Origin of the sequence: Kribbella lupini (assembly GCF_039529595.1) — a bacterium.
GTDB classification, from domain to species: Bacteria; Actinomycetota; Actinomycetes; order Propionibacteriales; family Kribbellaceae; genus Kribbella; species Kribbella lupini.
This window is the reverse complement of the sequence record NZ_BAAANC010000002.1, coordinates 1,360,096-1,383,652: the sequence shown is the minus strand read 5'-3', so window position 1 is coordinate 1,383,652 and position 23,557 is coordinate 1,360,096. Positions and strand designations below refer to the sequence as shown.

The window sequence follows — 23,557 nt, the reverse complement described above, 5'->3', positions numbered from 1 at the left end:
GGTGGGAAGTACTCAGCCTTTGATGCCGGCGTCGCCGACACCGCGGACCACGTGCCGCTGGAAGAGTCCGTAGACGATCAGCAGCGGCAGTCCGCCGAGCAGGGCCGAGGCCATGATCTGGGCGTAGCGCAGGCCGTACGAGCCCTGCACGTTGGCGAGTCCGACCGGGATCGTCATCATCGACGGGTCGGTGGTCACGATGAACGGCCAGAGGAAGTTGTTCCAGGCCCCGATGAAGGTGAAGATGCCGACGGCAACGAGAATCGGCCGCGACATCGGCACCATCACGGCCCAGACGATCCGCCAGCGGTTCGCGCCGTCGACCCGGGCGGCGTCCTCGTAGTCGCGGGAGATGCCGTCGAAGAACTTCTTCAGCACGAACACCATCACCGGCGCGACCACCTGCGGCAGCACCATGCCCCAGTAGGTGTCGACCAGCCGGAGCGCGGTCATCTCCTGGAACAGCGGCACGATCAGCACCTGCGGCGGGACCAGGATGCCGGCGATCAGCAGCCCGAACATCACCTTCCGCCCCGGGAACGTCGTCCGTGAGAACCCGTACGCCGCCAGCACCGACACCAGCAGCGTCAGCCCGGTCACGAGCACCGCGACGATCGTGCTGTTCAGGAACCAGCGCAGCAGCGAGCCCTGCTCGATCACGCTGCGGTACGCGTCGAAGGTGGGATCGCCCGGCAGCCAGGTGATCGGCGTCCTGGTGGTCTCCGGCTCGGGCTTCAATGACGTGTCTAGGGCCCAGAGCAACGGAACCAGCCAGACCAGTGCGAGCAGTGCCCCGCCGACTGCGATCGCGACCTTGGGGTAGCTGAGCCGGTTCACCGCTCCGCCTCCTTCCGGCCGGCGAACAGCTTGAACTGGGCCACCGAGACGATCACCACGATCAGGAAGAACAGGTACGACACCGCCGAGGCGTAACCGATCCGGTAGCTGGTGAAGCCGCTCTCGTAGATGTACTGGATGATCGGCCGGGTCGCGTAGTTCGGTCCGCCGTCGGTCATCAGGTAGATCTGGTCGAAGATCGTCAGCGACGCGACCAGCTGCAGTACGACGATCAGCCCGGTGGTGCGGCTGAGCATCGGCAGCGTGATCCGGAACAGCTGCTGCCGGCCGTTCGCGCCGTCGATCGAAGCGGCCTCGTAGAGCTGCGCCGGGATGCCCTGCAACGCGGCCAGGTACAGGAGGAAGTTGAACCCGACGGTCCACCAGACCGTCGTGATCACCACCGCGAGCATCGCCCGGTTCTCGGTGTTCAGCCAGTCGATCTCGGCGAACCCGCCCGACGTCAGCAGCCCGTTCACCAGGCCGAAGCCGGGCTGGTAGATCCACACCCAGATCAGCGTCACGACGGTGGCCGGCAGCACGAACGGCGCGAAGTACGCGAACCGCAGGAACCAGCCGAAGACGCCACGCCGGTTGGCCAGCAGCGCCATCACCAGGGCGGTCAGGACCAGCGGCGGCGTACTCATCGCGGTGAAGACCAGCGTGTTCTTCAGCGAGTCCCAGACCGCGGGGTCGCCGAACAGCTCACGCCAGTTCGCCAGGCCGAGGAACTCCTGCTTGACCCCGGCCAGACTCGTGTTGAAGAAGGAGTTCCACAGCCCGGCCAGCGTCGGCCAGAGCAGGAAGAACAGAAAGAACAACCCGAACGGCGCGACGAAGAACAGTCCGCCCCACCGCTCGGTCCAGGGCGGACCAGAGCGTGGTGGCGACGCGGTGGCGTCCGGCGTACGGGGGCGGGCGGGTGTCTGCACGGCCATCGGGTCAGCTCCTGTCAGACCGGGGACGGGGTGTCGAGCAGCTTCCGGGTGGCGGCCTTGAACTGGTCGAGCGCCTGCCGCGGCGTCGACGCGCCCGAGTACACCCCCGAGAACGCGGCTCCCGCTTCGTTCTGCAGTTGCGCGCCCGAACCGCTGAACCACGCGTCCGGGTCGTACAGCACGTCCGGCGCGACCGAGCGGTACTCGGCCTGCGGCTTCAGCGCCAGGTACTCCTGGCTCGCGATCACCGGCTGGTACGCCGGGATGTGGCCGCCGGCGGCCCAGTCGGCGCTGTTCTTCAGCATCCAGGCGATGTACTCGACCGTCGCCGCGGTGTCGGCGTCGCGGCGGTTCGCCTGGTGCGGCAGCACGAACGTGTGCGAGTCACCGGCGAACTTCGGGACGTCGTACACGACCGGGAAGGGCGCCATGCTGAACGGCATCTTCGCGGCCTGGTACGTCGTGACCTCCCACTCGCCGTTGAAGCTCAGCCCGGCGTCGCCGTTGCTGAACTGCGCGACCAGCGCGGGGTAGTCGGCCGACTTCGGGGTCAGCCCGTCGGTGGCCAGTTTCGCCATCAGTTGCAGGGCTTCCAGCGCCTTGGCGTCGTCCAGCACCAGCTGTTGGCCGGACTCGTCGAAGAACTCACCGCCGAGCTGGCCGTACAGGGTCCACCACAGCCGCCACGGGTTGGTCGTCTCGACCGACGCGGCGAACTTGCCGGTGACGTCCTTGACGGCCTTCAGCATCTCGAAGAACGCGTCGACACCCTTGACCGGCTTGATCCGGCCGTCGGGGCCGAGCAGCCCGGCCTTCTGGCAGATCTCGGTGTTGTAGTAGAGGACGAACGGGTGCTGATCGAGCGGTACGGCGTACAACTGACCGTCGACCTGGCACCGCTGCCAGGTCTCGGGCAGGAAGTCCTGCTCGGTGATCCCGGCCTTGGCCAGCAGGTCGAGCGGGATCGGGTCGAGCATCGTGCCCGGGCTGAAACCCTTCAGGCGGGACAGGTGAAGGGTCGCGACCTCGGGCGCTCGGCCGCCGGCGGCGGACATGGCGAGCTTGGTGTAGAACGGCGGGCCCCAGGCCAGCGTGTGCGCCTCGAACACGATGTCCTGGTGCTCGGCGACGAACTTGTCGTGGATCTGGAGCAGCCGGGCGCCGTCACCTCCGCCGAACAGGTTCCACTCGCGGACCCGGGCCTCGGGACCTCCGACGGAGCCGCAGCCGTTCAGGGCGGCGGCGCCGGCCAGCCCGAGGGCGCCGGCCAGCAGCGTACGGCGGGAAGGGTGGGGAACGGTCATCTCGTGTCCTCCCGAGGGGGCGGTGGGGCCACGTTCTACATCGGTGTTCTACATCGGTGTAGAAGGATGATGCCGTCGCCCGCGGAGGGCGTCAAGGGTTCAGCCCGATCAGTGTCCGGTGGTGGACTCGCGGACGTGCAGTTCGTACTGCGCGACGATCTCGCGGTGGTCGGTGTCGTCGCCGTTCATCCGGGCGACCAGGATGTCCACGGCGGTGGCGGCGATCTGCCCGCGGCCGGGATCGACGCTGGTCAGGCTCGGCGTGCCGTACCGGGCCTCGTCGATGTCGTCGAACCCGGCGACGGCCACGTCGTCAGGAATCCGCACGCCGTGCTTGATCAGCGTGTGCAGTGCCCCGACGGCGAGCGTGTCGTTGAGCGCGAGCACCGCGTCGAACTTGGCGCCGGAGGCGAGCAGCGCCTCCATCGCGGCGGCGCCGGTCCGGCGCTGCCAGGGGTCGGCCGGCATGGCGAGCCGGTCGATCGGCTCGACGCCGGCGTCGGCGAGGGCGGCGGCGTAGGCGTCGTACCGGATCGCGGCCGTGCCGACGAGCTCGCCGGGGTGGGTGCCGATGACGGCGATGCGGCGGCGGCCGAGTGCGAGCAGGTGCTCGGTGACCGCGCGGGTGCCGGCGACGTTGTCGATCATCACGTGGTCGACCGGGCCGTGGAACATCCGCTCGCCGAGCAGGACCATGGGGGTCCCGGTCCGGAGGTGCCCGACGTCGTCGGGTCCCAGCGCGAGCGGGCTGAACAGCAGTCCGTCGACGAGCGGGCCGCGCGGACGGGCGAGGGTCGCGAGCTCACGCTCGCGGACGGCGCCGGTCTGCTCGATCATCACGGTCAGGCCGTGGCCTTCCGCGGCGGTGATCACGGCGTCGGCGAGCTCGGCGAAGTACGGCTGGCTGAGCTCCGGTACGGCGAGGCCGATGATGCCGGTGCGGCCGGACTTGAGGTTGCGGGCGGAGATGTTGAGTTGGTAGCCGAGCGCATCGATCGAGGCGAGCACCCGTTGCCGGGTTTCCTCACGGATGAAGGGATATCCGCTCATCACGTTCGACACGGTCTTCGGCGACACCCCCGCGTGCTGCGCCACATCGCGCATGGTCACTGCCACAGGTCATCCCCTCCGCGCCGGCCGATGCTGCTCCGAACACGGTAGTCCACGGAGAACTCGACCTCCGTGCTCCCTCTTGGGTGCGCAGGCGGCCGCCGTGCCGCGAGATCGTCCCGTTCGCCGTCGCGAAGGTCAGCTCGGCTCGTCCTCGGCGGGTGGCTTGGTGGCGTGACGAGGGGTGTACGGCTGGGGGCCGGCGGACGGGCCGCCGGGGTGGTCGCGACCGTCGAGGCGGCCGTCGCTGACGTCGACGCCTTCCTCCTCGAGGATCTCCTCGGTCTCCGCCTCGTTGGCCGGGTTCCCGGGGTGGGGCACTCCTGGTCGGTCGAAGCTCATCGGTCGTCCTCCCCTTCAGGCCCTCGCCCGGCCGCCGGCCGGACGCCGTACGGCGGGCGGTTCAGTGGGGTCAGCTTAACGCCGGCCCGCAGCGCCTGGTCGACGATCGCGTCCTCGGGGCGGCCGAGCCGCAGGCCGATCACGCAGGGTGGGAAGTTGTCGGCCGCCAGTTCCTCGAGCTCGTGCAGGTCCTGGGTGGTCCAGGGCTCCCCGGCGTTGCGGATCGACTGCGGCAGTGCCATCGGACTCAGCTTCTTCTCTCGATTGTCCTTCGTTGTCTTCTGACCGGTGCCCCGGTGGCGGCGAAATAAAAGCACCGGATCGAAGAAATACGTGGCGTAGCAGCCGATGACGCCGCTGTCAGTAGGACTGGAGCTCCAGCAGGGTGCCGTCGGGTGCGCGGAGATGGGCGGTGCGCAGGTTCGGTCCCCACTGCGGGCGGTCCTGCGCGGCCGCGACGGGGGTCGCGCCGTGCTTCTCGACGATCCGCGCGGCGGTGTCGACGTCGCCGACCTTGAACACCAGCATCATGCTCGTGGAAGAGGCAGCCGCCGTCGTCGCGGACGCGGCCGCGTTGCTCGCCGACGACGCAGCGGGCCCTTCCGCTTCCAGACCCAGTGCGGCGTTCAGGCCCGCGCGGCCGAACAGCACCAGCGCGGTCTCGCCGCCGAGGTCCCAGTTCGCGTACGCCGCCTCCGGAATCACCTTCACTGGTTGAATTCCGAACAGTTCGTCCAGGACGCCGCGGTAGAACTCGACCGTCGCCGGGAAGTCGTCGACGAGCAGTCGCGGGTAGAGCGCGTCCATGCAGATCCTCCGAATTAGTGGGGAATTACCAACGATTGGTTCGACCCTACAATGGACTGCCATGGAGACGCTGCTGGGGATGACCACGTTCGTGCTGCACAAGGTGGGTGTGGCCGGCCGGCGGGAGATCGCGGAGCGTCTCGCCGTACGACCTGGCATCACGCTGTGGCAGTTCGCGGCCCTCGCGGAGCTGGCCGACCAAGGTCCGTCCGCGCAGAGCACGCTGGCCGGCGGTCTGGGGCTCGACCCGAGCGACATGGTCCGGCTGATGGACGAGCTGCTCCACGACGAGCTGGTGTCGCGGGAGCGCGACCCGGACGACCGCCGGCGCTACCGGATCGCGCTCACCGGCCTGGGCCGGCGCACCTTCACGACCGCGCGCACCGTCGTACAGAAGGTGGAGAACTCGACGCTCTCCCCGCTGACCGCGACCGAGCGGGCCCAGCTGCTCAAGCTGGCGGCCAAGGTCCACGCCGGCCTCAGTCAGTAAGCGGGCTCAGCCGGCTGAGCGTTCCGCGACGGGACGCCGGCGTCGGGTGGGGTCGGTGAGCGACACCGGCCGCCAGGCTCCATCGGCAGGGTAGAGGTCGGTGCCAGGCGGGACGATCTCGTCGATCCGGTCCAGGGTCTTGTCGTCCAGGGTCAGGTCGGCGGCCTTCAGCGTGCTGTCGAGGTGCTCCATCGTGCGCGGACCGGTGATGACCGAGGTGACCGCGGGGTGAGTGACGGCGAACGCGAGCGCCAGTTCCGGGAGGGTGCGGCCGAGCCCTTCGGCGACCTCGATCAACTGCTCCAGCGCGTCGAACTTCGCCGCGTTGCTGGGGATGGTGGGGTCGAACCGGAACGGCGTCAGGGCGGCTCGGCCGACCGACAGGTCGACGGGCTGGTTCTTGCGGATCTTGCCGGACAGGAAGCCGGAGGCGAGTGGGCTCCAGGTCAGGACGCCCATGGTGAGGCGTTGGGTGGTCGGAAGCAGGGACCGCTCGATCCCGCGGGCGAGCAGCGAGTACGGCGGTTGCTCGGTGCGGAACTTGCCGAGCCCGCGGCGTTCGGCCACGTGGTACGCCTCGACGATGTCCTCGGCGGGGAACGTCGAGCAGCCGAAGGCGCGGATCTTGCCGGCCCGGACCAGGTCGGTCAGCACCGACAAGGTCTCCTCGACGTCCGTGCGGTGGTCCGGCCGGTGCACCTGGTACAGGTCGATCCAGTCGGTGCCGAGCCGGCGCAGGCTCTGCTCGACCTCGTGGGTGATCCAGCGGCGCGAGTTGCCGCCGCGGTTCGGGCCCTCGCCCATCGGGAAGTGCACCTTCGTGGCCAGCACGACGTCGTCGCGCCGGCCCTTCAGCGCCTTGCCGACGATCTCCTCGGACTCGCCGGAGGAGTACATGTCGGCGGTGTCGACGAAGTTGATGCCCTGGTCCAGCGCGGCGTGGATGATCCGGGCGCTGTCCTCGTGGTCGGGATTGCCGACCGCGCCGAACATCATCGTGCCCAGGCAGTGCACGCTGACCTCGATGCCGGTCGCGCCAAGAGTGCGGTATCGCATACGGCGAACTCCTCGGTAGTGGTGTGTCCAGAACCTAGGATCTAGACCGCGCTCTAGGTCAACCCACACCTCGAGCCACCGTCCGGACCGAGGAGCACGCATGACCGCTGTCGCCGACTTCGCTCACCTCTGGGAGCCGCAGCCGGGCTGGCTGAACACAGCCTCGTACGGGCTGCCGCCGCGCCCCGCCTGGGAGGCCTTGCAGGCGGCCCTGGCGGACTGGCACGTCGGGGCGACCAGTTGGGAGCCGTGGGACGGATCGACGACGCGGGCGCGCGAGTCGTTCGCCCGGCTGATCGGCGCGCCCGCGGCGGACGTGTTCGTCGGTAGTACGGTCTCGGCCGCGGTCTCGCCGATCGCGAGCGCGTTGCCGGACGGCGCCAAGGTGCTGACCGACTCGGTCGAGTTCACCTCGAACGTGTTCCCCTGGCAGGTGCACGCCGATCGCGGGGTCGAGGTGGTCGGGGCGTCGACCGGGGAACTGGTCGCGGCGATCGTACCCGGGGTCGACGTCGTTGCCGTCAGCCTTGTCCAGTCCTCGACCGGGACCGTCCTCGATCTTCCGGCGGTGATTGCCGCAAGCAAGGAGATCGGCGCACTGGTGGTGCTCGATGCGAGCCAGGCCGTCGGTTGGTTGCCGGTCGACGTCACCGGCGTGGACGCGCTGGTTGCCCACAGCTACAAGTGGATGATGTCGCCGCGGGGTGCGACGTTCGGGTACCTCTCGCCCGAGCTTCAGGAGCGCTGCCGGCCGCTGCACGCCAACTGGTACGCCGCTGACGACGTCCACGGTTCGTACTACGGGACGACGATGCGTCTCGCTGCTGATGCCCGTCGCTTCGACCAGTCACCGGCGTGGTTCAGCTTCGTCGGCGCGGCGCCGGCGTTGGAGCTGCTGGAGGAGATCGGCGTCGAGAAGATCCACGCGCACAATCTCGCGCTGGCCAACGAGTTTCGCGCGGGGCTCGGGCTGCCGCCGGGGGACTCGGCGATCGTGAGCGCGGACGTGCCGGGCGCTGCTGAGGCGTTCAAGGCCGCGGGCGTGCGGGCCGCCGTACGGGACGGTCGGCTGCGGGCGTCGTTCCACGTGTACTCGACGAGCGCCGACGTCCGGCTGGCGCTCGACGCGCTCAGCTGACCGCCGACTCGGCGGAGTTGTCGACGGGGACGGTCCACAGGCAGTCGGCGGTGCCCTGGGAGAGGTGCTGCTCGTAGATCTCGACCTTGTGGGTGATCACCTCGTGGCACGCCGTGAGAGCCGCCAACTGCTCCTCGACGTGCTTCTGGTGGCTCTGCAGGAGGGCGAGACGCTCGGACTCGTTGCCGGGCCCCTGGCGGACCAGGTCGGTGTAGCGGCGGATGGTGTCCAGCGGCATGCCCGACGAGCGGAACCGGATGCACATCTCCAGCCAGTCGACGTCGTCCTCGCTGTAGATCCGGCGGCCGTTGGACTCCCGCCGTACGGGCTCGGCGAGGATGCCTTCGCGCTCGTAGAAGCGCAGCGCGTGCACGCTCAACCCGGTCCGCTCCGCCACCTGCCCGATGCTCAGCCCCTCGTTCATCCCGCCAGCGTAACCGGGGCGGGGGAGCGTCGACCGGGCGAAATGTCGAGACCCGTCCGGCGCCGCCGACGTCGCGGGCATGAACGACTACGGAGTCACCGGAGCAAGTGTCGAGGTCGAGGTACCGGTCGGGCTGCCCGTCGGTGAGGTCTGGCGGATGATCACCGCCGTCGACCGGTACGGCGAGTGGAGCCCCGAATGCGTCTACGGACGCTGGCTGGACGAGCCTGTGCGGGTCGGGTCGCGGTTCGCGGCCGGGAACAGGTTCCCGGACGGGTTCGAGACGCACGTGACGTGTGTCGTCACCGCGGCGGAGCCGGAAGGGCGGTTCGGCTGGGACGTGTACGGCGACGAGGTGGTGCCGTTCGCGCACTGGGAGTACTGGCTGCGTCCTGATGGGGACGGGACCGTGATCAGGCAGGCGTTCACGCATGGGCCGGGGGACAGCGGGATGCGCAAAGGCGTGCTCGCCGACCCGAGCCGCGCCGACGAGAACTGCCGACGGCGCCTCGACGAACTGGGCCGGAACATGCGCACCACCATCGCCGCGATGGTCGCTGCCCGACGGTGATCGTGCTGGTCAGAACGTCCAGGGGGAAGCGCCCGGGTCGAGGGACAGCAGGCGGGCGGTGATGGCGGTGGTTGGGCCGGGCTCGATGATCGCGAGTGCGTCGGCGGCAGCCGCGCCGCGGAGCATGGCGGAGCCGGCGTGACCAACCGGTACGGCGCCTTGCGGCGTGACGCGGACGGGGACCAGGCGGGTGCTGGTCGGGTGTCCGGCGAGACCGCCGGGGACAGGTGCCACGGGCAACGTCGGGAGCGGGAGGCCGCGCATCCGGTGCAGCGCGGCGACGCCGAGGGTGAGGAACGCGGTCAAGGCAGCGAACGGGTTGCCCGGCAGGCCGATCACCAGCCGCCCGTCGTCGAAGCGGGCCAGCGCTTGCGGGTGCCCCGGCCGGCAGGCGACGCCGTCGATCACCAGCTCGGCGCCCAGCATGGTCAGTCCGGCGCGGAGATGATCCGCGGGCCCGGAGGCCGACGAGCCGGAGACCAGGATCAGGTCAGCGTCGGTCTTGGCCAAGGCGTCGACCAGCGCCGACCGCGAGTCCGGAAGCTGCGTGACCGCCGTACAGGTCGCGCCCGCACGCTCGATCAACCCGGGCAGCATCGGCCCGATCGCATCCCGCACCCGGCCGGGCCCGGAGGGACCGCGCTGCACGAGCTCGTCCCCGGTGACGAACGCAGCCACCCGAGGCCGAGGAATCACCATCAGCCGATCAAGCCCCACCGCGGCAGCCAACCCCAGCACCGAGGGATCGATCCGAACGCCGGCGGGCAGCAGGACCTCGCCCGCGACGCACTCCTCACCAGCGCGGCGAATGTGCTGTCCGGGAACTACATCTCCCACAACTTCAGAACCAGTACGAAGAGCAAGTTCGTCCTGCAGCACAGCAGTCGTCCCGTCCGGGGCAGTCGCACCGGTGACGATCGCGTACGCCTGGCCTTCACTCAGTTCCGGCAGGTCCGGCGAGCCCGCCAGGATCGTGCCGACGACCTGCCAAGGCCCGGCGCCGGCGACCGCGTAGCCGTCCATGGCTGAGCGGTCCACCGGCGGAACAGCGGCGGGCGCAACCAAACGCGTCGCCAGCGTCGTACCGTCGGCTGCCGACAGCGGCAGTGATCGCGGCGCCAGCGTGGCAGCAGCCGCGTGGGCGAGCTCGCGGGCGACGTCCCACGCAAGGGACGCCGCCGCGTGCCGGTGGCCGGGTCTCGGCACTACTGGGCCTTCAGTTGCTGAGCCGCCAGCGCCGCGACCGGGTCCAGGTCCTCACCGCCGGCCTCCACGTGCGTGACCAGCGCGGCCTTCATCCGCGGGTCCCACACCGCCTTGATGTGGTTGGCGATCGTGGTCGCCGCGACGTCGGCCGGCTTGTGCGCGAACTGCCGCGCGATCTCGTTGGCCAGCCGGACGTGCGGCGGCAGTGTGGTCGCGCTCATCAGTGGCCCGCCGCGACCGTCTCGCGCTGAGCCGTCGAGGGCTCGACGACCAGGTCGACCTGGACCGCGGTCACCTTGTACTCCGGGCAGTTCGTCGCCCAGTCGGAGTTGTCGGTGGTGATCACGTTCGCGCCGGTCACCGGGTGGTGGAACGTGGTGTAGCAGACCCCGACCGGGATCCGCTCCGACAGCTTCGCGTGCAGCGTGGTCCGCCCGACCCGGCTGGCCAGCGACACCGTGTCGCCGTCGGAGATGCCCCGGACCTCGGCGTCGTGCGGGTGCAGCTCGAGGATGTCCTCCGGGTGCCACGCGACGTTCGCCGTACGACGGGTCTGCGCGCCGACGTTGTACTGCGACAGAATCCGCCCCGTGGTCAGGATCAGCGGGTACTTGCGGGTCGACCGCTCGGTGGTGGGCACGTACACAGTCTCCATGAACCGCCCCTTGCCGCGCGTGAACTCGTCGGCGTGCATCACCGGCGTACCGTCCGGGTGCTCGAGGTTGCACGGCCACTGGATCGACCCGGCCTCGTCGAGCCGGGCGAACGAGACGCCCATGAAGGTCGGGGTGGTGAGCGCGATCTCGTCCATGATCTGGCTGGACGAGTCGTAGTGCATCGGGTAGCCCATCGCCTGCGACAGCTCGCAGATGATCTCCCACTCCTGCTTGCCGGTCTGCGGCGCCATCACCGGGCGGACCCGGTTGATCCGGCGCTCGGCGTTGGTGAACGTGCCGTCCTTCTCCAGGAACGACGTACCCGGCAGCAGCACGTGCGCGAACTTCGCCGTCTCGTTGACGAACAGGTCCTGGACGACGAGCAGGTCGAGCGCGCCCAGCGCGGCGAACACGTGCGCGGTGTTCGGGTCCGACTGCGCGATGTCCTCGCCCTGCACGAACAGCGCCCTGAACGAGCCGTCGATCGCGGCGTCGAACATGTTCGGGATCCGCAGGCCCGGCTCGTTCAGCAGCGGCGTACCCCAGAGCTGCTCGTAGACGTCGCGGGCGCCGTCGTCGGAGACGTGCCGGTAGCCCGGCAGCTCGTGCGGGAACGAGCCCATGTCGCAGGAGCCCTGCACGTTGTTCTGGCCGCGCAGCGGGTTCACGCCGACGCCGGAGCGGCCGATGTTGCCGGTCGCCATCGCCAGGTTCGCCATCGCCATCACGGTGGTCGAGCCCTGGCTGTGCTCGGTGACGCCGAGGCCGTAGTAGATCGCGCCGTTGCCGCCGGTCGCGTACAACCGTGCGGCCGCGCGTACCTCCGCAGCCGGTACGCCGGTGATCTCCTCGACCGCCTCCGGGCTGTGCTCCGGGCCGGCAATAAACGTTTCCCACTCCTCGAAGCCCTCGCAGCGGGCGTCGACGAACGCGCGGTCGACCAGGCCCTCGGTGACGACCACGTGCCCGATCGCGTTCACGATCGCGACGTTGGTGCCCGGGGCGAGCGCGAGGTGGTGGGCGGCCTCGATGTGCGGCGAGCGGACCAGGTCGGTCCTGCGCGGGTCGACCACGATCAGCTGCGCGCCCTGGCGCAGCCGCTTCTTCATCCGGGAGCCGAACACCGGGTGGGCGTCGGTCGGGTTCGCGCCGATCACCAGGATCACGTCGGCGTCGTCCACGGACTTGAAGTCCTGCGTACCGGCCGACTCGCCGAACGTCTGCTTCAGTCCGTACCCGGTGGGCGAGTGGCAGACCCGCGCGCAGGTGTCGACGTTGTTGTTGCCGAAGACCGCGCGAACCATCTTCTGGACGACGTACACCTCTTCGTTCGTGGTCCGCGACGAGGTGATGCCACCGATCGAGCCCGGTCCGTACTCGGCCTGGATCTCGCGCAGCCGGCGCGCGGTGAAGCCGATCGCCTCCTCCCAGGAGACCTTGCGCCACTCGTCCTCGATCGAGTCGCGGACCATCGGCTCCATCACCCGGTCGGGGTGGTTGGCGTAACCGAAGGCGAACCGGCCCTTCACGCAGGAGTGGCCCTCGTTGGCGCCGCCGTCCTTGTACGGGACCATCCGGACCAGCTCGTCGCCGCGCAGCTCGGCCTTGAACGAGCAGCCGACCCCGCAGTACGCACAGGTGGTGATCACCGAGCGGGTCGGCATGCCGAGCTCGATCACCGACTTCTCCTGCAGCGTGGCGGTCGGGCAGGCCTGCACGCAGGCACCGCAGGAGACGCAGTCGGACTCCATGAACGAGACGCCGGCGCCGGCCGCGACCTTGGAGCCGAAGCCGCGGCCCTCGATGGTCAGCGCGATCGTGCCCTGCACCTCGTCACAGGCGCGGACGCAGCGCGAGCAGGCGATGCACTTGGACGCCTCGAAGTCGAAGTACGGGTTGGACGTGTCGGTCGGCAGGTCCATGTGGTTCGCTCCGGCGTCCACGCCCGACCCGTACCGGACCTCACGCAGGCCGGTCACACCGGCCATGTCCTGCAGCTCGCAGTCGCCGTTGGCCGAGCAGGTCAGGCAGTCCAGCGGGTGGTCGGAGATGTAGAGCTCCATCACGCCGCGGCGCAGCTTGCCCAGCTTCTCGTTCTGCGTCCGGACCACCATGCCCGGGCCGACCGGTGTCGTGCAGGAGGCCGGCGTACCGCGGGCGCCGTCGATCTCGACGACGCACAGCCGGCACGAGCCGAAGGCCTCCAGGTTGTCGGTCGCGCAGAGCTTGGGGATGTCGACGCCGGCCTGCTTGGCGGCGCGCATCACCGACGTACCGGGTGGGACGGTGACGGCGATCCCGTCGACGGTCAGCTCGACGGTCGCCTCGCCCTTGCGGGCCGGCGTACCGAAATCGGGTTCCTTGAGCAGCGTCATACGTTGAAGTCCTCTCCGAAGTGGCGGACAGCACTGCGCACCGGCAGTGGGGTGAGTCCGCCCATCGCGCAGAGCGAACCGTCGGTCATCAGGTCACACAGGTCGTCCAGTACGACGAGGTTCTTGCGCCGGTCGTCACCGGCGACGATCCGGTCGATCGTCTCCACGCCGCGGACCGCGCCGACCCGGCAGGGCGTGCACTTGCCGCACGACTCCTCCGCGCAGAACGCGAACGCGAACCGGGCCATCGCGGCCATGTCCACCGACTCGTCGAACACGACGATGCCGCCGTGGCCGACCATCGCACCGGCGGCGGCGAACGCCTCGTAGTCCATCGGCAGGTCGAACTGGCCGACCGGGAGGTAGGCCCCCAGCGGCCCACCGACCTGGACGGCGCGGACCGGCCGGCCGGAGGCGCTGCCGCCGCCGAGGTCGTTGACCAACTCGCCGAGAGTGATCCCGAACGCCGTCTCGACGACACCGCCGCGGGCCACGTTCCCGCCGAGCTGGAAGACGCTGGTGCCGAGCGACCGGCCGACCCCGTACGCCGCGTAGGCCGCTGCGCCGTTGGCCAGGATCGTCGGGATCGTTGCCAGCGACAACACGTTGTTCACCACGGTCGGCTTGCCGAAAAGCCCTTCCAGGGCAGGAATCGGGGGCTTGGCGCGAACCATCCCGCGCTTGCCCTCGAGGCTCTCCAGCATGCTCGTCTCTTCGCCGCAGATGTACGCGCCGGCGCCGACCCGGACCTGCAGGTCGAAGCTCAGGCCCGAGCCGAGGATGTCCTCACCGAGCCAGCCGTTGTCGCGGCACGTCACGATCGCGGCGTTCAGCGCCTCGACCGCGTCGGGGTACTCCGAGCGCAGGTAGACGTAGCCCTCGGTCGCGCCCACGGCGTACGCGGCGATCGTCATGCCCTCGATCAGCACGAACGGGTCGCCCTCGATCAGCATCCGGTCGGCGAACGTCCCGGAGTCGCCCTCGTCGGCGTTGCAGCAGACGAACTTGAGGTCGGACTCGGCGCCGAGCACCGTGCGCCACTTGATCCCGGTCGGGAACCCGGCGCCGCCGCGGCCGCGCAGGCCCGAGTCGACGACCTCCTCGACCACCTCGGCCGGTGTCATGGTCAGGGCCTTCTTCAAGCCGGCGAAGCCTTCGGCGGCGGTGTAGTCGTCGATCGAGCGTGGGTCGACGACGCCGACGCGCGCGAAGGTGAGGCGCTGCTGCCGCTTCATCCAGGGCAGTTCCTCCACGAGACCGAGGTACGGGCCTTCGCTGTGGGCTCCACCGGTCAGCATCCCGGCGGCGACCAGGCCGTCGACGTCCTCGGGGGCGACCGGGCCGTAGCCGGCGCGGCCTTCGGGGGTCTCCACCTCGATCATCGGCTCGAGCCAGAGCATGCCGCGCGACCCGTTGCGGACGAGCTCGACCTCGGCGCCCGCCGTACGCGCCGCCGCGGCGATCCGCTCGGCGACCTCGTCGGCGCCGACCGACTTCGCCGCCATGTCACGCGGAACGAAAACCTTCGTCATCGTGCCTCCCCCAGGATCGCGTCGAGGCGGGCCGGCGTGGCCCGGCCGTGGACCTTGTCGCCGACCTGGACGGCGGGGCCGAGTGCGCAGTTGCCGAGGCAGAACACCTCGTCGACGGTCAGGCGGCCGTCGTACGTCGTCTCGCCGAAGCCGAGGCCGGTGGTGCGTCGGGCGTGGTCGGCCAGCTCGACACCGCCGACGGACCGGCAGGCCTCGGCCTGGCAGATCCGCACGGTGGTGCGGCCGCCCGGCTCGCGCCGGAAGTCGCGGTAGAAGGTGACGACGCCGTGCACCTCGGCGACCGACAGGTTGAGCACGTCGGCGATCACCGGCACGTCGGTCTGGCTGATCCAGCCGAATTCCTCCTGCACGGCATGGAGAATCGGCATCAGCGCGCCGCGGAGCCCGCGGCGCTCGGTCGCGAGCTCGCGGACGCGGTACGGACGCCCGGGATCGGGGGCGGGGACGGAATCCGTGACTGGCATCGTCATGCGTCCACGGTCCCGGGCGCCGGTCCCGCGGTCAAAGCAAAAGTGCCTATCACGTGATAGGCGGCTGCTATCAATATCCAGTATGCAGACGGCTGTATTTAGAGCATAGATCGGTGCGCTTATTTTCCTCAACCGGCCCGTAGATCGCGTGCGTCCGCTGCTCGGCGAAGGCCCAGTAGCGGTCGCCGAAAGACCAGTGCCACCACTCGGTCGGGTAGTTCACCAGCCCGGCAGCAGTCAGTACGTCGGCCAGCAGCGCGCGGTTGGTGCGGGCTTCGCGGCAGATGTTCGGCGCGTCGAAGAAGCACGCGCCGTTGGACTGCTCGGGCGTCGCGTCGATCGGCGTCCCGAGGTCGAACGGGCCGTGCTCGCCGACGAGCGTCAGGTCGACCGCCGCCCCGGCGACGTGCGGCGCCACCTCGACCGGCGAGACGAACCGGCTGGCCAGCACGTGCGCCTCGGCGTCGGAGATGCCGGGGTTGAGCTCCGCGAGCTCGGCGCGGTAGCCGTCGTAGATCTCCTGCTGGATCTTCAGCTCCCGCAGGCCTTCGACGACGTACAGGCGGACGCCGGTCGGCAGGAAGCTGTCCGCGATCGCGAGCCGGTCCGCGAGTCCTTCCCGGACGAGCACGCGGTCGCGCGCGGACACGCCCCGGCTGTAGAGGTCGACCAGCGGTTCACCGCTCTCGATCGCGGGGATCCGGGTGATCCGGTCGTCACTCAGCAGCACGGGCATGCGCGGTCTCCAGCAGGTTCTGCACGACGTCGGCGTAGGTCATCCCCGCGGCCGCCCACATCCGCGGGAACTGCGACGCGGGCGTGAAGCCGGGGAAGGTGTTGATCTCGTTGACCACCGGGCCGCCGCCGGCCGGGACGAAGAAGTCGACGCGAGCCAGGCCCTCGCAGCCGAGGGTCTCGAACACCTCGATCGCCGTACGGCGCAAGGTCGCGGCCAGTTCGGCGTCCAGCGGCGCCGGTACGACGAACTGCTCGCCGGCGCCCTTCGAGTACTTGGCGGTGGTGTTGAAGAACGGCTGGTTCGGGTCGCTGTGGATCTCCAGCGCCGGCCCGGCGTCGACGCGGCCGTCGGGGAACTGCATCACGGCCAGGTCGATCTCCCGGCCGCGCATCTCCTGCTCGATCAGCACTCGGGCACCGTCGACGGAGGCCGCGCTCGCGATCGCGTCGGTCAACGCGGCCGCGTCGGTGACGCGGGTGACGCCGTAGCTCGAACCGCCGTTGTTCGGCTTCACGAAGACCGGGAACTCGATCCCGGCCGCCTTCAGCTGCTGGTGCGCGGCCTCCGGGTCGCGCAGATCCGCGCCGCCGAGCGTGATGCCGGGCGTCACCGGGAGGCCGTGGGCGTGCAGGATCGTCTTGGTGAGGTGCTTGTCGAGACCGACCGCACTCGCCGCGACGCCGCTGCCGACGTACGGGACCTTCAGCTGCTGGAGGAAGCCCTGGATGACACCGTCCTCGCCGCCTTCGCCGTGCAGAGCCGGTACGGCGACGTCCGCGTCCTGCAGCAGCTCGATCGCCTCGTGCTGCCCGTCGCGCCAACTGCCGTCGCGCTCGATCACGAGCTCGATGACCGTGTGCCCGAGCCCGGCGGCCGCCTCGGCGATCCCCGCGCCGCTGGCCAGCGACACCTCGTGCTCGGGGCTCGCGCCGCCCATGATCACTGCGACCTTCACCGGGTTGCCTCCTCGTAACGACGCGGCACCCGGGACCCGAGGCCGGTGTAGATCTCGTGCGGAATCGTGCCGGCCCAGCGGGCCCAGTCGGCAGCGGTCGGTTCACCGTGGTCACCGGGCCCGAAGACGACGACGGGTTCGCCGGGCTCGACCGGGATGTCGCTGGTGTCGACCAGGAACTGGTCCATCGCGATCCGGCCACGGACGGGCATCCGCACGCCACGGATCAGCACGGAGGCGTTGGTTGCCGAACGGGGGATTCCGTCGGCATAACCCAACGGAACAAGAGCAATGGTGGTGTCGGTCGGCGTGACGTAGTCGTGGTTGTACGAAACGCCTTCTCCTGCGCGGATCCGGCGGACTTGCGCCACCTTGGTGTTGAGCCGCATGGCCGGCCGCAGACCGTTGTTCAGCTCGTCGATCCCGTACAGCCCGGCGCCGATCCGGACCAGGTTGCAGTCCGGTGCGTCCAGCGTGAGAGCACCCGCTGAGTTCGCCAGGTGGACGACGGACGGCTCGAGCCCCGCGCGCCGGGCCAGGGTGACCCCGGCGCGCAGGAGCTCGAGCTGGCGACGACTGTGCGTCGCGTCGAGCTCGTCCCCGTGCGACAGGTGCGACCACAGGCCGCGGACCTTGACCGCGCCGAGCGCCTCGTAGTGCGCGGCCGCGCGGGTCAGCTCGATCCACTGGTCCGGCGTACTGCCTCCTCGGTGCAGGCCGGTGTCCAGCTTGAGGTGTACGTGGTGCACGCCCGGCGCGGACACCACCTGCTGCAGCTCGGCGACGGTCGCCACGCTCACGTCGACGTCGGACAACCACATCAGCTCGGTCGCGTCGTACAGCCAGGCCAGGATCGGTACGGTCAGCCCGGCGGCGCGCAGCTCCAGCGCCTCGTCGGCGCGCGCGACACCGAGCCAGGTCGCGCCGGCCTCGACGGCGGCCCTGGCGATCTGCACCGCACCGTGGCCGAAGCCGTTGGCCTTCACGACGGCCATGATCTCCGTGCCGGACCGGACCTGTCGCCGGTAGTGGCGGACATTCGCCTTCACTGCGGCGAGATCGATCGTCGCCTCCGCCAGGCCGAAACAGGCGCGGGCCGGGCTCTGGACCAGGTTCATGACGATCATTGTTGTGTGCGGCAACGAGGTGCACATCGGATCGAAGTCGGATGTTGGCGACTTCGCGCCTACGACCCTGGTAGCACACGGCACCTGGCCGAGCCATCCCAAAGGACGAGCGGGTTGCCTGATCGGGCGCTGTCATCGGTCATTGGGCCGATAGGGTTGCCGGGTGGAGGCGACCGATCATCTGCGCGACTCGCTCAGCGCCGCCGTCGCGCTGGCGAACGTCTTCGGTGGCGAGTTCTCGCAAGGGCGCGTGCGTTCAGCGGGTGACGCCGCCGGAGTGGAGGCTTCGCTTCGGCTGGCCACGTGGCGGATCCCGGAGATCGACCTGCCGACGTTCGCGGCCGGCGGGCGGGAGCTGTACGGCGTACTGCGGTTGCTCGTGGACGGTCGGGTGGACGCGGCCGCCGACGGGGTCAACGCGCTGCTCGAATCGACGCGCGCGATGCCGCGGTTGGTGCGTGACGGCGACGAACCGTGGCATCTGCACTTCGTGAGCCCGGGGGTGTCCGCTGCTACGGGGTGGCTCGCCGAGTTCGCGACGGCCGTGGCGATGGTGGTGGGCAGTGACTGGTCGCGGTTGCGCCAGTGCGGGGCGGAGCGGTGCGACAACCTGTTCCTCGACACGACCCGCAGCCGGACCCAGCGGTTCTGCTCGACGTCGTGCCAGAACCGCACGAAGGTCGCTGCCCACCGGGCTAGGCGGCCTTAGCGGTCAACATGGTTGCCTGAGGCACCCACCCGAGCTTGCGGTAGAGGGCGGCGCCTTCGACGGTCGCCATCAGGAGGCCGGTGGTCGCGCCACGTTCGAGCGCTCGGCGGGCGAGCGTGCCCATCACGACGCTGCCCAGGCCTTGGCGACGGTACGCCGGATTGGTGTGGATGTCGTGCATAACGGCGTCGCCGCCGACGACCGCCATCATCCCGCGCGCAGCCTCGCCTTCGTCGTCTTTTCGCCAGGCGGCAATGCGCGTTCGCTCCAACGCACCCTCTGTTGTCGTCAGCACCTGGTGTCGCGTGCTCGGCTGCGGATGCGTTCGCAGATCGATCGTCATCAACAGCTTCTGCTCCGGGAAGAGCTGCAGGCCGGCTGACTGCAACTCGGCAACGGCCTGCTCCGGCTCATGCGTGGTGACGGTGAGCCACGTCGGCCGTGCTGCGTGCAGGACCTCGCCGATCAGCGCCGCGGGCGTCGTACCGGGAACGGCGAACAGTTCACGGTCACGATGCGGCAGGCCGAGCGTGACGTCGAGAGCGGTGGGGCGGTCGAGCGCCGGCGGGAGGCCGCGGCACAGCCCCCAGCCGAACTGCCAGCGGCGGAGCAGATCATCCATGGGTAACTGTCTATCATTTCCTAGACAGTTACCGCCAGGCGATTCAGCTGCCGAGCACGAAGGTCTGGATGGCGATCACGGCCGCGCCCCGGGCCCACTCGCTGAAGTTGGCGTCGAGCAGCACGATCGGTGGATCGGTCGATTCCGGGTGGCGGTCGAAGTGCAGGCCTTCCGTCATCGCCTCGTGGGCGACCTCGACCAGGCGGACGCCCTCGCCGCCGATCACGACCCGATCGGGAAGAGTGAAGTTGGCGGCCGTCGCCACCAACCGGCCGAGCGCGTACCCGGCGCGGTCGATGACGTGGCGGGCCGCGGGTTCGCCCTTGATCGCGAGATCCAGGCACTCGTCGTACGTGACCTCGCGGTCGAGTGCCTCGCTGACCTGGCTGACGATGGCGTCGGTGGTGAGCAGGGTGCTCGCGCAGCCGATGTGGCCGCGTTCGCAGCGAGGGCCGTCGGTGAGCAGCGGGTGATGACCGATCAGGCCCAGGCTGGAGTCCGGGCTGTCGACGGCTTGGTCGTGCACGACCAGCCCGTACCCGATGCCGGCGCCGATGGTGATCAAGCAGAACCGCTCCGCACCACGCCCCGCGCCGAACCAGTGCGTTGCCTCGGTCAACGCGGTCAAGTCGTTCGCGACGACCACCGGGACGTCGGTGTGCGCGCTCATCAGCTGACCGAGCGGTACGTCGTACCAGTCGAGGAAGGAACCGGATCGCACCTCGCTCTTGCCGACGACCTGCCCACCGAGCGAGATCCCGAGCCCACTCAGCTCACCGTCCGGCCGATGCGCCGCCAGAGTCTTGGTCAACTCGGCCACCGTTGCCGCAACGGCCGTCGGACTGTGATCAGGCAACGGCAGCTCGGCCGCGGCGATCACCTCGGCCCGCAGCGTCGTCAGTACGCCGACCGCCTGATCGCCCGTCAGCTTGATCCCCACGAAGTGATGCGCCGTCGGCACCACGTCCAGCGGCTGCGACGGCCGCCCCACCCGCGGATCACTGGGCCCACCCGACACCTCGACCAGCAGCCCCGACTCCAGCATCGGCTTGGTGATCCGGGTCAAACTCCCCGGGGACAACCCCACCCGCCGCGACAGCTCAGCCCGCGACAACGGCCCGTCCAGCAAGATCTCCAGCGCGACCCGGTGCGCGGGCCCCGCCAACGGCTGCCACCCACCCGCCACCAGACTCCCCGTCCGCCGATTTCCACTTGCGACGCAGAATACGCAATCCCCCGCGAGGTACCCCGGCGTCGTCCACCCAGCGCGGCGAGCACGTGACGCATGCGTCGACGGGAACCGATCGCGTTGAGCCCCGACCGCCCTGCGGCCGTGCCGGTCCCGGCATGATGGCGGGGTGGAGCTGATCGAGCGGATCGAACGGGCTGAGACGGAGCTGGTCTGGAGTTTCGGCGACATCCCCGGACCCGGCCCGTCGCTGCTGGGGCTGACCCGCCGCCGGTTCGGCTCGGTCGTGGCTCTGGCCGCACCGCGGGACACCTTGTCGTTCTGGTCCCAGGCGTCCGGGTTCGGCCTGGACCGGGCGGTGACCTCGGCGGTGATCGGCGAGGTCCTGGACTATCTGAAGACGGTCGGCTGTGCGACGGCCAACCTGAGCATCGTCCCGAGTGCGCTTCCGTCCGACTGGGACGCCATCGCCACGTCGTACGGAATCACTCCGGGCCAGACCACCGTCCAGGTCACACGCACGGCCGGGCCCGTCGAGCAGGCACCGTCCGACTTCCGCGTCGAGCCGATCGGCCCGCAGCACGCCGATGCCTGGGCGCAGTTGCAAGTGGACGCCTACGAGATGCGCGACGACGGCTTCCGCGCCATGCTCGCGGCGTACACCGACTGGCCTAACGCCACGGCGTACGCCGCCTGGGACGGCGACACGATGGTTGCCACCGGCTCCTTGCACGTCATCGACGGCGTTGGCCGGCTGCGCAGCGGCGCGACCCACCCGGCGTACCGGGGCAGAGGCGCGCAGTCCGCGCTGCTCACCCGCCGGATGACCGACGCCTTCGCTCAAGGCTGCGACGTGGTCACCACGGGCTCGTGGAAGCCCGAGCCAGGCAGGCACAACCCGTCCCTGGCCAACATGCTGCGACTGGGTTTCGAGGCCTTGGCCGATCGCACCCCGCAGATCTGGCGCCTTTCCTGAGACGAGCCGCGCTAGTCGAGTGCGTGCAGCACCAGCATCATGGCGCGGTCGCCGCCCGCGGGGTGGACGTACGCCGCGTGAGCGGCGGCAACGATCGCAGCCAGGTCTCCGCCGTCGAGGTCGGGACGGACGGTCCCCGCGTCGCGGGCGCGGGACAGGAGCAGGCTCATCGCGCGGTCGAGATCGGCGACCGGCCCGGACGTTGCGGCTTCGGCGTTGCCTGCGTCCACCTGCAGCCCCGCGGCCAGGTCGTGGGCCGCCGCTCCTTCGGTGACCAGCCGCACCAGGAAGTCCCGCAGTGCCGCGCCTGGGTCGTCGGACGAGGCGTAAGAGTTCGCCGCGACCACGAGATCCTCGACAGCCGCGGCGAGCACCGCGTCGACGAGCTCGGCTTTGGTCCTGAAATGCCGGTGAACCGTGCCCGCGCCGACGCCGGCCCGCCGCGCGATCTCGTCCAGAGACACGGTGAGCCCCTCGGCCACGAACGCTTCACGGGCGGCAGCCACCACCTTGGCCCGATTGGCGACAGCGTCAGCGCGTTGCGGCCGCCTTGAAGCGGGGCGCTCGCCCCGTTTAGTGTTGGTCATCGTCCACATCCTTCCTCACCGATCTCTCAGGAGCGCCGATGCCACTGACGACCGCGGACCGGCTGGCCATTCACGAGCTGGTTTCGCTGCACGGCCATCTCGCGGACGACCGGCGATCCGACGACCTCGAGCTACTGCTGACCCCGGACGCGTCCTACGACGTGACGGCCTACGGTCTGGGGATTGTCCGGGGCCTGGAGGCGCTCACCGAACTGTTCAGCTCGGCCCCCGGCGACCAGCCTGTCGGACACCACGTCACCAACGTGGTGGTCACCGCCGATCCTGACCTCGACAACCGTGCCCGGGTGCGTTCGAAGGGGCTCTCAGTGATGGCGGACGGACGAGCAGGCAGCGTGGTGTACGAAGACGAGGTGGTGCGAACGACGAACGGTTGGCGAGTCAGCACCCGCGTGGTCGTCCCGTCGCGGCCCGCCTGACCTGTCGCCTCCCCGGCGTACTGGTCAGTGGGGGAGTTTGCGGGTGTCGATGAGGTGCTGGGCTACGTCGCGGAGTTTGGTGTTGGTGTCCTGGGAGTAGCGCTTGAGGATGGCGAAGGCCCGGTCGCCGTCGACGTCGAAGCGTTCCATCAGGATGCCCATCGCCTGGCCGACGAGCTTTCGGGCGTCGACGGCCTGGGCCATCGTCTCCTCGTGGCGGGCGGTGGCGACCGCGACGGAGGCGTGCCGGGCGAGGATGTGGGCGATGGCCTCGTCGTCGGGGCCGAAGGCGTCCGGCTGGGGGCTGTAGAGGCCGAGTACGCCGACCGACGCCGTACTGCCGGTGCCGGTGGTGAGCGGGACGTCCAGGACCGAGCGGACGCCGAGCGCGGCGACCTTGGCGGCCCACCTGGGCCAGCGGAGGTCGCTGGACGTGTCGCGGATGAGCACGTTGGTGCGTTCTCGCAACGCGGTGACCAGCGGGCCGTCCTCGTCGTCGATCTGAAGGTCGTACACCTCCGCGACCACCGGATCGGTGACCGCAGCGACCTCCGGACGGGATCCGCGCCGGTGCAGCGCGACGCCGGCGTACGTGCAGCTCAGCGCCTGCAAAGCGAACTGGACGACCGCGTCGATCGTCTCCTCGACCCCCGGAGCGTCGTGCAGCTCGATCGCCAGTTGGGCGAACGCGTCGGCAGACGTCGGGACAGGGTCGAACTCAGCCATCCGGGCTCCAGACATGAGTCATCGTCAGGGCACCCCGAGGCTGGAGTGTTCCTCAGTGCACATCATGCAGGCTCAAGCCGTGGAACCGTTAGCCGGTTCCACGTCAAATATCCGCCTGGATTCCCGCGCTCCGGCCAGCCGGCCCGCCCGATGCTCCCGGTACGGCGAGCCTGGTGACTGTGTGACACACCGCAGGTCCAGTCGAGTCACTTC

The 23,557-nt window shown here is 69.8% G+C and carries 27 protein-coding genes; 6 read left to right on the top strand and 21 right to left on the bottom strand.

Annotated elements, in window-relative coordinates; all coding sequences use genetic code 11:
* Nucleotides 1–12: 12 nt before the first annotated feature.
* From ABD235_RS19900 to ABD235_RS19870, 7 genes are all read right to left on the bottom strand, one after another.
* The gene (locus ABD235_RS19900) at nt 13–837 is read right to left on the bottom strand and encodes a carbohydrate ABC transporter permease (RefSeq protein ID WP_344176105.1); all 825 of its coding nucleotides are present in this window, start codon (nt 835–837) and stop codon (nt 13–15) included.
* Nucleotides 834–1,775: a carbohydrate ABC transporter permease gene (locus ABD235_RS19895; RefSeq protein WP_344176103.1), complete on the bottom strand. Its 942-nt coding sequence runs from the start codon at nt 1,773–1,775 to the stop codon at nt 834–836. The genes ABD235_RS19900 and ABD235_RS19895 overlap by 4 nt, the downstream gene beginning before the upstream one ends.
* Before the next feature lie 14 nt (nt 1,776–1,789).
* Nucleotides 1,790–3,079: an extracellular solute-binding protein gene (locus tag ABD235_RS19890; RefSeq protein ID WP_344176101.1), complete on the bottom strand. Its 1,290-nt coding sequence runs from the start codon at nt 3,077–3,079 to the stop codon at nt 1,790–1,792.
* Nucleotides 3,080–3,187: 108 nt separating this feature from the next.
* The gene (locus tag ABD235_RS19885; RefSeq protein WP_344176099.1) at nt 3,188–4,195 is read right to left on the bottom strand and encodes a LacI family DNA-binding transcriptional regulator; all 1,008 of its coding nucleotides are present in this window, start codon (nt 4,193–4,195) and stop codon (nt 3,188–3,190) included.
* A gap of 132 nt (nt 4,196–4,327) precedes the next feature.
* Nucleotides 4,328–4,531: a hypothetical protein gene (locus ABD235_RS19880; RefSeq protein WP_344176097.1), complete on the bottom strand. Its 204-nt coding sequence runs from the start codon at nt 4,529–4,531 to the stop codon at nt 4,328–4,330.
* Entirely contained in the window at nt 4,528–4,773 is a 246-nt protein-coding gene (locus ABD235_RS19875) for a hypothetical protein (protein WP_344176095.1), read from the bottom strand. Before ABD235_RS19875 ends, ABD235_RS19880 begins: the two co-directional genes overlap by 4 nt.
* A 118-nt stretch (nt 4,774–4,891) precedes the next feature.
* Entirely contained in the window at nt 4,892–5,338 is a 447-nt protein-coding gene (locus ABD235_RS19870) for a VOC family protein (RefSeq protein WP_344176093.1), read from the bottom strand.
* Nucleotides 5,339–5,399: 61 nt separating this feature from the next.
* Here ABD235_RS19870 and ABD235_RS19865 point away from each other — a divergent pair, with 61 nt between their 5' ends.
* Nucleotides 5,400–5,828, top strand: coding sequence for a MarR family winged helix-turn-helix transcriptional regulator (locus ABD235_RS19865; protein ID WP_344176091.1), 429 nt, complete (start codon nt 5,400–5,402; stop codon nt 5,826–5,828).
* Between the two features lie 6 nt (nt 5,829–5,834).
* Here the strand turns inward: ABD235_RS19865 and ABD235_RS19860 are convergent, their stop codons facing one another.
* Complete coding sequence (locus ABD235_RS19860) at nt 5,835–6,884, bottom strand: aldo/keto reductase (RefSeq protein WP_344176089.1); 1,050 nt, start codon at nt 6,882–6,884, stop codon at nt 5,835–5,837.
* A 100-nt stretch (nt 6,885–6,984) separates the two neighbouring features.
* Between ABD235_RS19860 and ABD235_RS19855 the strand changes: the two genes are divergently transcribed.
* The gene (locus ABD235_RS19855) at nt 6,985–8,022 is read left to right on the top strand and encodes an aminotransferase class V-fold PLP-dependent enzyme (RefSeq protein WP_344176087.1); all 1,038 of its coding nucleotides are present in this window, start codon (nt 6,985–6,987) and stop codon (nt 8,020–8,022) included.
* On the opposite strand, the gene ABD235_RS19850 is transcribed toward ABD235_RS19855, so the two are convergent.
* Nucleotides 8,015–8,446, bottom strand: a complete 432-nt coding sequence (locus tag ABD235_RS19850) for a MerR family transcriptional regulator (RefSeq protein ID WP_344176085.1) — start codon at nt 8,444–8,446, stop codon at nt 8,015–8,017. The genes ABD235_RS19855 and ABD235_RS19850 overlap by 8 nt on opposite strands.
* 79 nt (nt 8,447–8,525) lie before the next feature.
* On the opposite strand from ABD235_RS19850, the gene ABD235_RS19845 reads away from it, so the two are divergent.
* Nucleotides 8,526–9,017, top strand: coding sequence for an SRPBCC family protein (locus tag ABD235_RS19845; RefSeq protein WP_344176083.1), 492 nt, complete (start codon nt 8,526–8,528; stop codon nt 9,015–9,017).
* A 9-nt stretch (nt 9,018–9,026) separates the two neighbouring features.
* On the opposite strand, the gene ABD235_RS19840 is transcribed toward ABD235_RS19845, so the two are convergent.
* The 8 genes from ABD235_RS19840 to alr form a co-directional block, all read right to left on the bottom strand.
* Nucleotides 9,027–10,223: a molybdopterin molybdotransferase MoeA gene (locus ABD235_RS19840; RefSeq protein ID WP_344176081.1), complete on the bottom strand. Its 1,197-nt coding sequence runs from the start codon at nt 10,221–10,223 to the stop codon at nt 9,027–9,029.
* On the bottom strand, nt 10,223–10,444 hold the full coding sequence (locus ABD235_RS19835) for a formate dehydrogenase subunit delta (RefSeq protein WP_344176079.1): 222 nt from the start codon (nt 10,442–10,444) through the stop codon (nt 10,223–10,225). Before ABD235_RS19835 ends, ABD235_RS19840 begins: the two co-directional genes overlap by 1 nt.
* Complete coding sequence (gene fdhF, locus ABD235_RS19830) at nt 10,444–13,254, bottom strand: formate dehydrogenase subunit alpha (RefSeq protein ID WP_344176077.1); 2,811 nt, start codon at nt 13,252–13,254, stop codon at nt 10,444–10,446. The genes ABD235_RS19835 and fdhF overlap by 1 nt, the downstream gene beginning before the upstream one ends.
* Entirely contained in the window at nt 13,251–14,786 is a 1,536-nt protein-coding gene (locus tag ABD235_RS19825; RefSeq protein WP_344176075.1) for a formate dehydrogenase beta subunit, read from the bottom strand. The genes fdhF and ABD235_RS19825 overlap by 4 nt, the downstream gene beginning before the upstream one ends.
* A complete protein-coding gene (locus tag ABD235_RS19820) occupies nt 14,783–15,277 on the bottom strand; it encodes an NADH-quinone oxidoreductase subunit NuoE family protein (protein WP_344176073.1) in 495 nt (164 codons plus the stop codon). Before ABD235_RS19820 ends, ABD235_RS19825 begins: the two co-directional genes overlap by 4 nt.
* 70 nt (nt 15,278–15,347) lie before the next feature.
* Nucleotides 15,348–16,013 (bottom strand): M15 family metallopeptidase, encoded by a 666-nt coding sequence (locus ABD235_RS19815; RefSeq protein ID WP_344176072.1) that lies wholly within the window; start codon nt 16,011–16,013, stop codon nt 15,348–15,350.
* Nucleotides 15,994–16,971, bottom strand: coding sequence for a D-alanine--D-alanine ligase family protein (locus tag ABD235_RS19810; protein WP_344176070.1), 978 nt, complete (start codon nt 16,969–16,971; stop codon nt 15,994–15,996). Before ABD235_RS19810 ends, ABD235_RS19815 begins: the two co-directional genes overlap by 20 nt.
* A complete protein-coding gene (alr, locus tag ABD235_RS19805) occupies nt 16,968–18,089 on the bottom strand; it encodes an alanine racemase (RefSeq protein ID WP_344176068.1) in 1,122 nt (373 codons plus the stop codon). The genes ABD235_RS19810 and alr overlap by 4 nt, the downstream gene beginning before the upstream one ends.
* A gap of 172 nt (nt 18,090–18,261) precedes the next feature.
* Between alr and ABD235_RS19800 the strand changes: the two genes are divergently transcribed.
* Nucleotides 18,262–18,807 carry a CGNR zinc finger domain-containing protein gene (locus tag ABD235_RS19800; protein ID WP_344176066.1) on the top strand — a complete coding sequence of 182 codons (546 nt, stop codon included), beginning with the start codon at nt 18,262–18,264 and terminating at the stop codon, nt 18,805–18,807.
* On the opposite strand, the gene ABD235_RS19795 is transcribed toward ABD235_RS19800, so the two are convergent.
* Nucleotides 18,794–19,429, bottom strand: coding sequence for a GNAT family N-acetyltransferase (locus tag ABD235_RS19795; protein ID WP_344176064.1), 636 nt, complete (start codon nt 19,427–19,429; stop codon nt 18,794–18,796). The genes ABD235_RS19800 and ABD235_RS19795 overlap by 14 nt on opposite strands.
* Before the next feature lie 43 nt (nt 19,430–19,472).
* A complete protein-coding gene (locus ABD235_RS19790) occupies nt 19,473–20,615 on the bottom strand; it encodes an ROK family transcriptional regulator (RefSeq protein WP_344176063.1) in 1,143 nt (380 codons plus the stop codon).
* A gap of 172 nt (nt 20,616–20,787) precedes the next feature.
* Here ABD235_RS19790 and ABD235_RS19785 point away from each other — a divergent pair, with 172 nt between their 5' ends.
* Entirely contained in the window at nt 20,788–21,594 is an 807-nt protein-coding gene (locus ABD235_RS19785; RefSeq protein WP_344176061.1) for a GNAT family N-acetyltransferase, read from the top strand.
* An 11-nt stretch (nt 21,595–21,605) separates the two neighbouring features.
* On the opposite strand, the gene ABD235_RS19780 is transcribed toward ABD235_RS19785, so the two are convergent.
* On the bottom strand, nt 21,606–22,100 hold the full coding sequence (locus ABD235_RS19780) for a TetR/AcrR family transcriptional regulator (RefSeq protein ID WP_344176059.1): 495 nt from the start codon (nt 22,098–22,100) through the stop codon (nt 21,606–21,608).
* A gap of 119 nt (nt 22,101–22,219) precedes the next feature.
* Between ABD235_RS19780 and ABD235_RS19775 the strand changes: the two genes are divergently transcribed.
* Entirely contained in the window at nt 22,220–22,618 is a 399-nt protein-coding gene (locus tag ABD235_RS19775; RefSeq protein WP_344176057.1) for a nuclear transport factor 2 family protein, read from the top strand.
* A 24-nt stretch (nt 22,619–22,642) separates the two neighbouring features.
* On the opposite strand, the gene ABD235_RS19770 is transcribed toward ABD235_RS19775, so the two are convergent.
* The gene (locus ABD235_RS19770) at nt 22,643–23,344 is read right to left on the bottom strand and encodes a GAF and ANTAR domain-containing protein (RefSeq protein ID WP_344176056.1); all 702 of its coding nucleotides are present in this window, start codon (nt 23,342–23,344) and stop codon (nt 22,643–22,645) included.
* Nucleotides 23,345–23,557 lie beyond the last annotated feature (213 nt).

What these genes read in the sequence shown, in the direction of transcription:
- ABD235_RS19855 (WP_344176087.1), top strand. Translation starts at nt 6,985, where the DNA reads ATGACCGCTGTCGCCGACTTCGCTCACCTCTGGGAGCCGCAGCCGGGC.
- alr (WP_344176068.1), bottom strand. Translation starts at nt 18,089, where the DNA reads ATGAACCTGGTCCAGAGCCCGGCCCGCGCCTGTTTCGGCCTGGCGGAG.
- ABD235_RS19895 (WP_344176103.1), bottom strand. Translation starts at nt 1,775, where the DNA reads ATGGCCGTGCAGACACCCGCCCGCCCCCGTACGCCGGACGCCACCGCG.
- ABD235_RS19880 (WP_344176097.1), bottom strand. Translation starts at nt 4,531, where the DNA reads ATGAGCTTCGACCGACCAGGAGTGCCCCACCCCGGGAACCCGGCCAAC.
- ABD235_RS19845 (WP_344176083.1), top strand. Translation starts at nt 8,526, where the DNA reads ATGAACGACTACGGAGTCACCGGAGCAAGTGTCGAGGTCGAGGTACCG.
- ABD235_RS19820 (WP_344176073.1), bottom strand. Translation starts at nt 15,277, where the DNA reads ATGACGATGCCAGTCACGGATTCCGTCCCCGCCCCCGATCCCGGGCGT.
- ABD235_RS19860 (WP_344176089.1), bottom strand. Translation starts at nt 6,884, where the DNA reads ATGCGATACCGCACTCTTGGCGCGACCGGCATCGAGGTCAGCGTGCAC.
- ABD235_RS19770 (WP_344176056.1), bottom strand. Translation starts at nt 23,344, where the DNA reads ATGGCTGAGTTCGACCCTGTCCCGACGTCTGCCGACGCGTTCGCCCAA.
- ABD235_RS19795 (WP_344176064.1), bottom strand. Translation starts at nt 19,429, where the DNA reads ATGGATGATCTGCTCCGCCGCTGGCAGTTCGGCTGGGGGCTGTGCCGC.
- ABD235_RS19890 (WP_344176101.1), bottom strand. Translation starts at nt 3,079, where the DNA reads ATGACCGTTCCCCACCCTTCCCGCCGTACGCTGCTGGCCGGCGCCCTC.
- ABD235_RS19865 (WP_344176091.1), top strand. Translation starts at nt 5,400, where the DNA reads ATGGAGACGCTGCTGGGGATGACCACGTTCGTGCTGCACAAGGTGGGT.
- fdhF (WP_344176077.1), bottom strand. Translation starts at nt 13,254, where the DNA reads ATGACGCTGCTCAAGGAACCCGATTTCGGTACGCCGGCCCGCAAGGGC.
- ABD235_RS19825 (WP_344176075.1), bottom strand. Translation starts at nt 14,786, where the DNA reads ATGACGAAGGTTTTCGTTCCGCGTGACATGGCGGCGAAGTCGGTCGGC.
- ABD235_RS19870 (WP_344176093.1), bottom strand. Translation starts at nt 5,338, where the DNA reads ATGGACGCGCTCTACCCGCGACTGCTCGTCGACGACTTCCCGGCGACG.
- ABD235_RS19815 (WP_344176072.1), bottom strand. Translation starts at nt 16,013, where the DNA reads ATGCCCGTGCTGCTGAGTGACGACCGGATCACCCGGATCCCCGCGATC.
- ABD235_RS19835 (WP_344176079.1), bottom strand. Translation starts at nt 10,444, where the DNA reads ATGAGCGCGACCACACTGCCGCCGCACGTCCGGCTGGCCAACGAGATC.
- ABD235_RS19875 (WP_344176095.1), bottom strand. Translation starts at nt 4,773, where the DNA reads ATGGCACTGCCGCAGTCGATCCGCAACGCCGGGGAGCCCTGGACCACC.
- ABD235_RS19850 (WP_344176085.1), bottom strand. Translation starts at nt 8,446, where the DNA reads ATGAACGAGGGGCTGAGCATCGGGCAGGTGGCGGAGCGGACCGGGTTG.
- ABD235_RS19775 (WP_344176057.1), top strand. Translation starts at nt 22,220, where the DNA reads ATGCCACTGACGACCGCGGACCGGCTGGCCATTCACGAGCTGGTTTCG.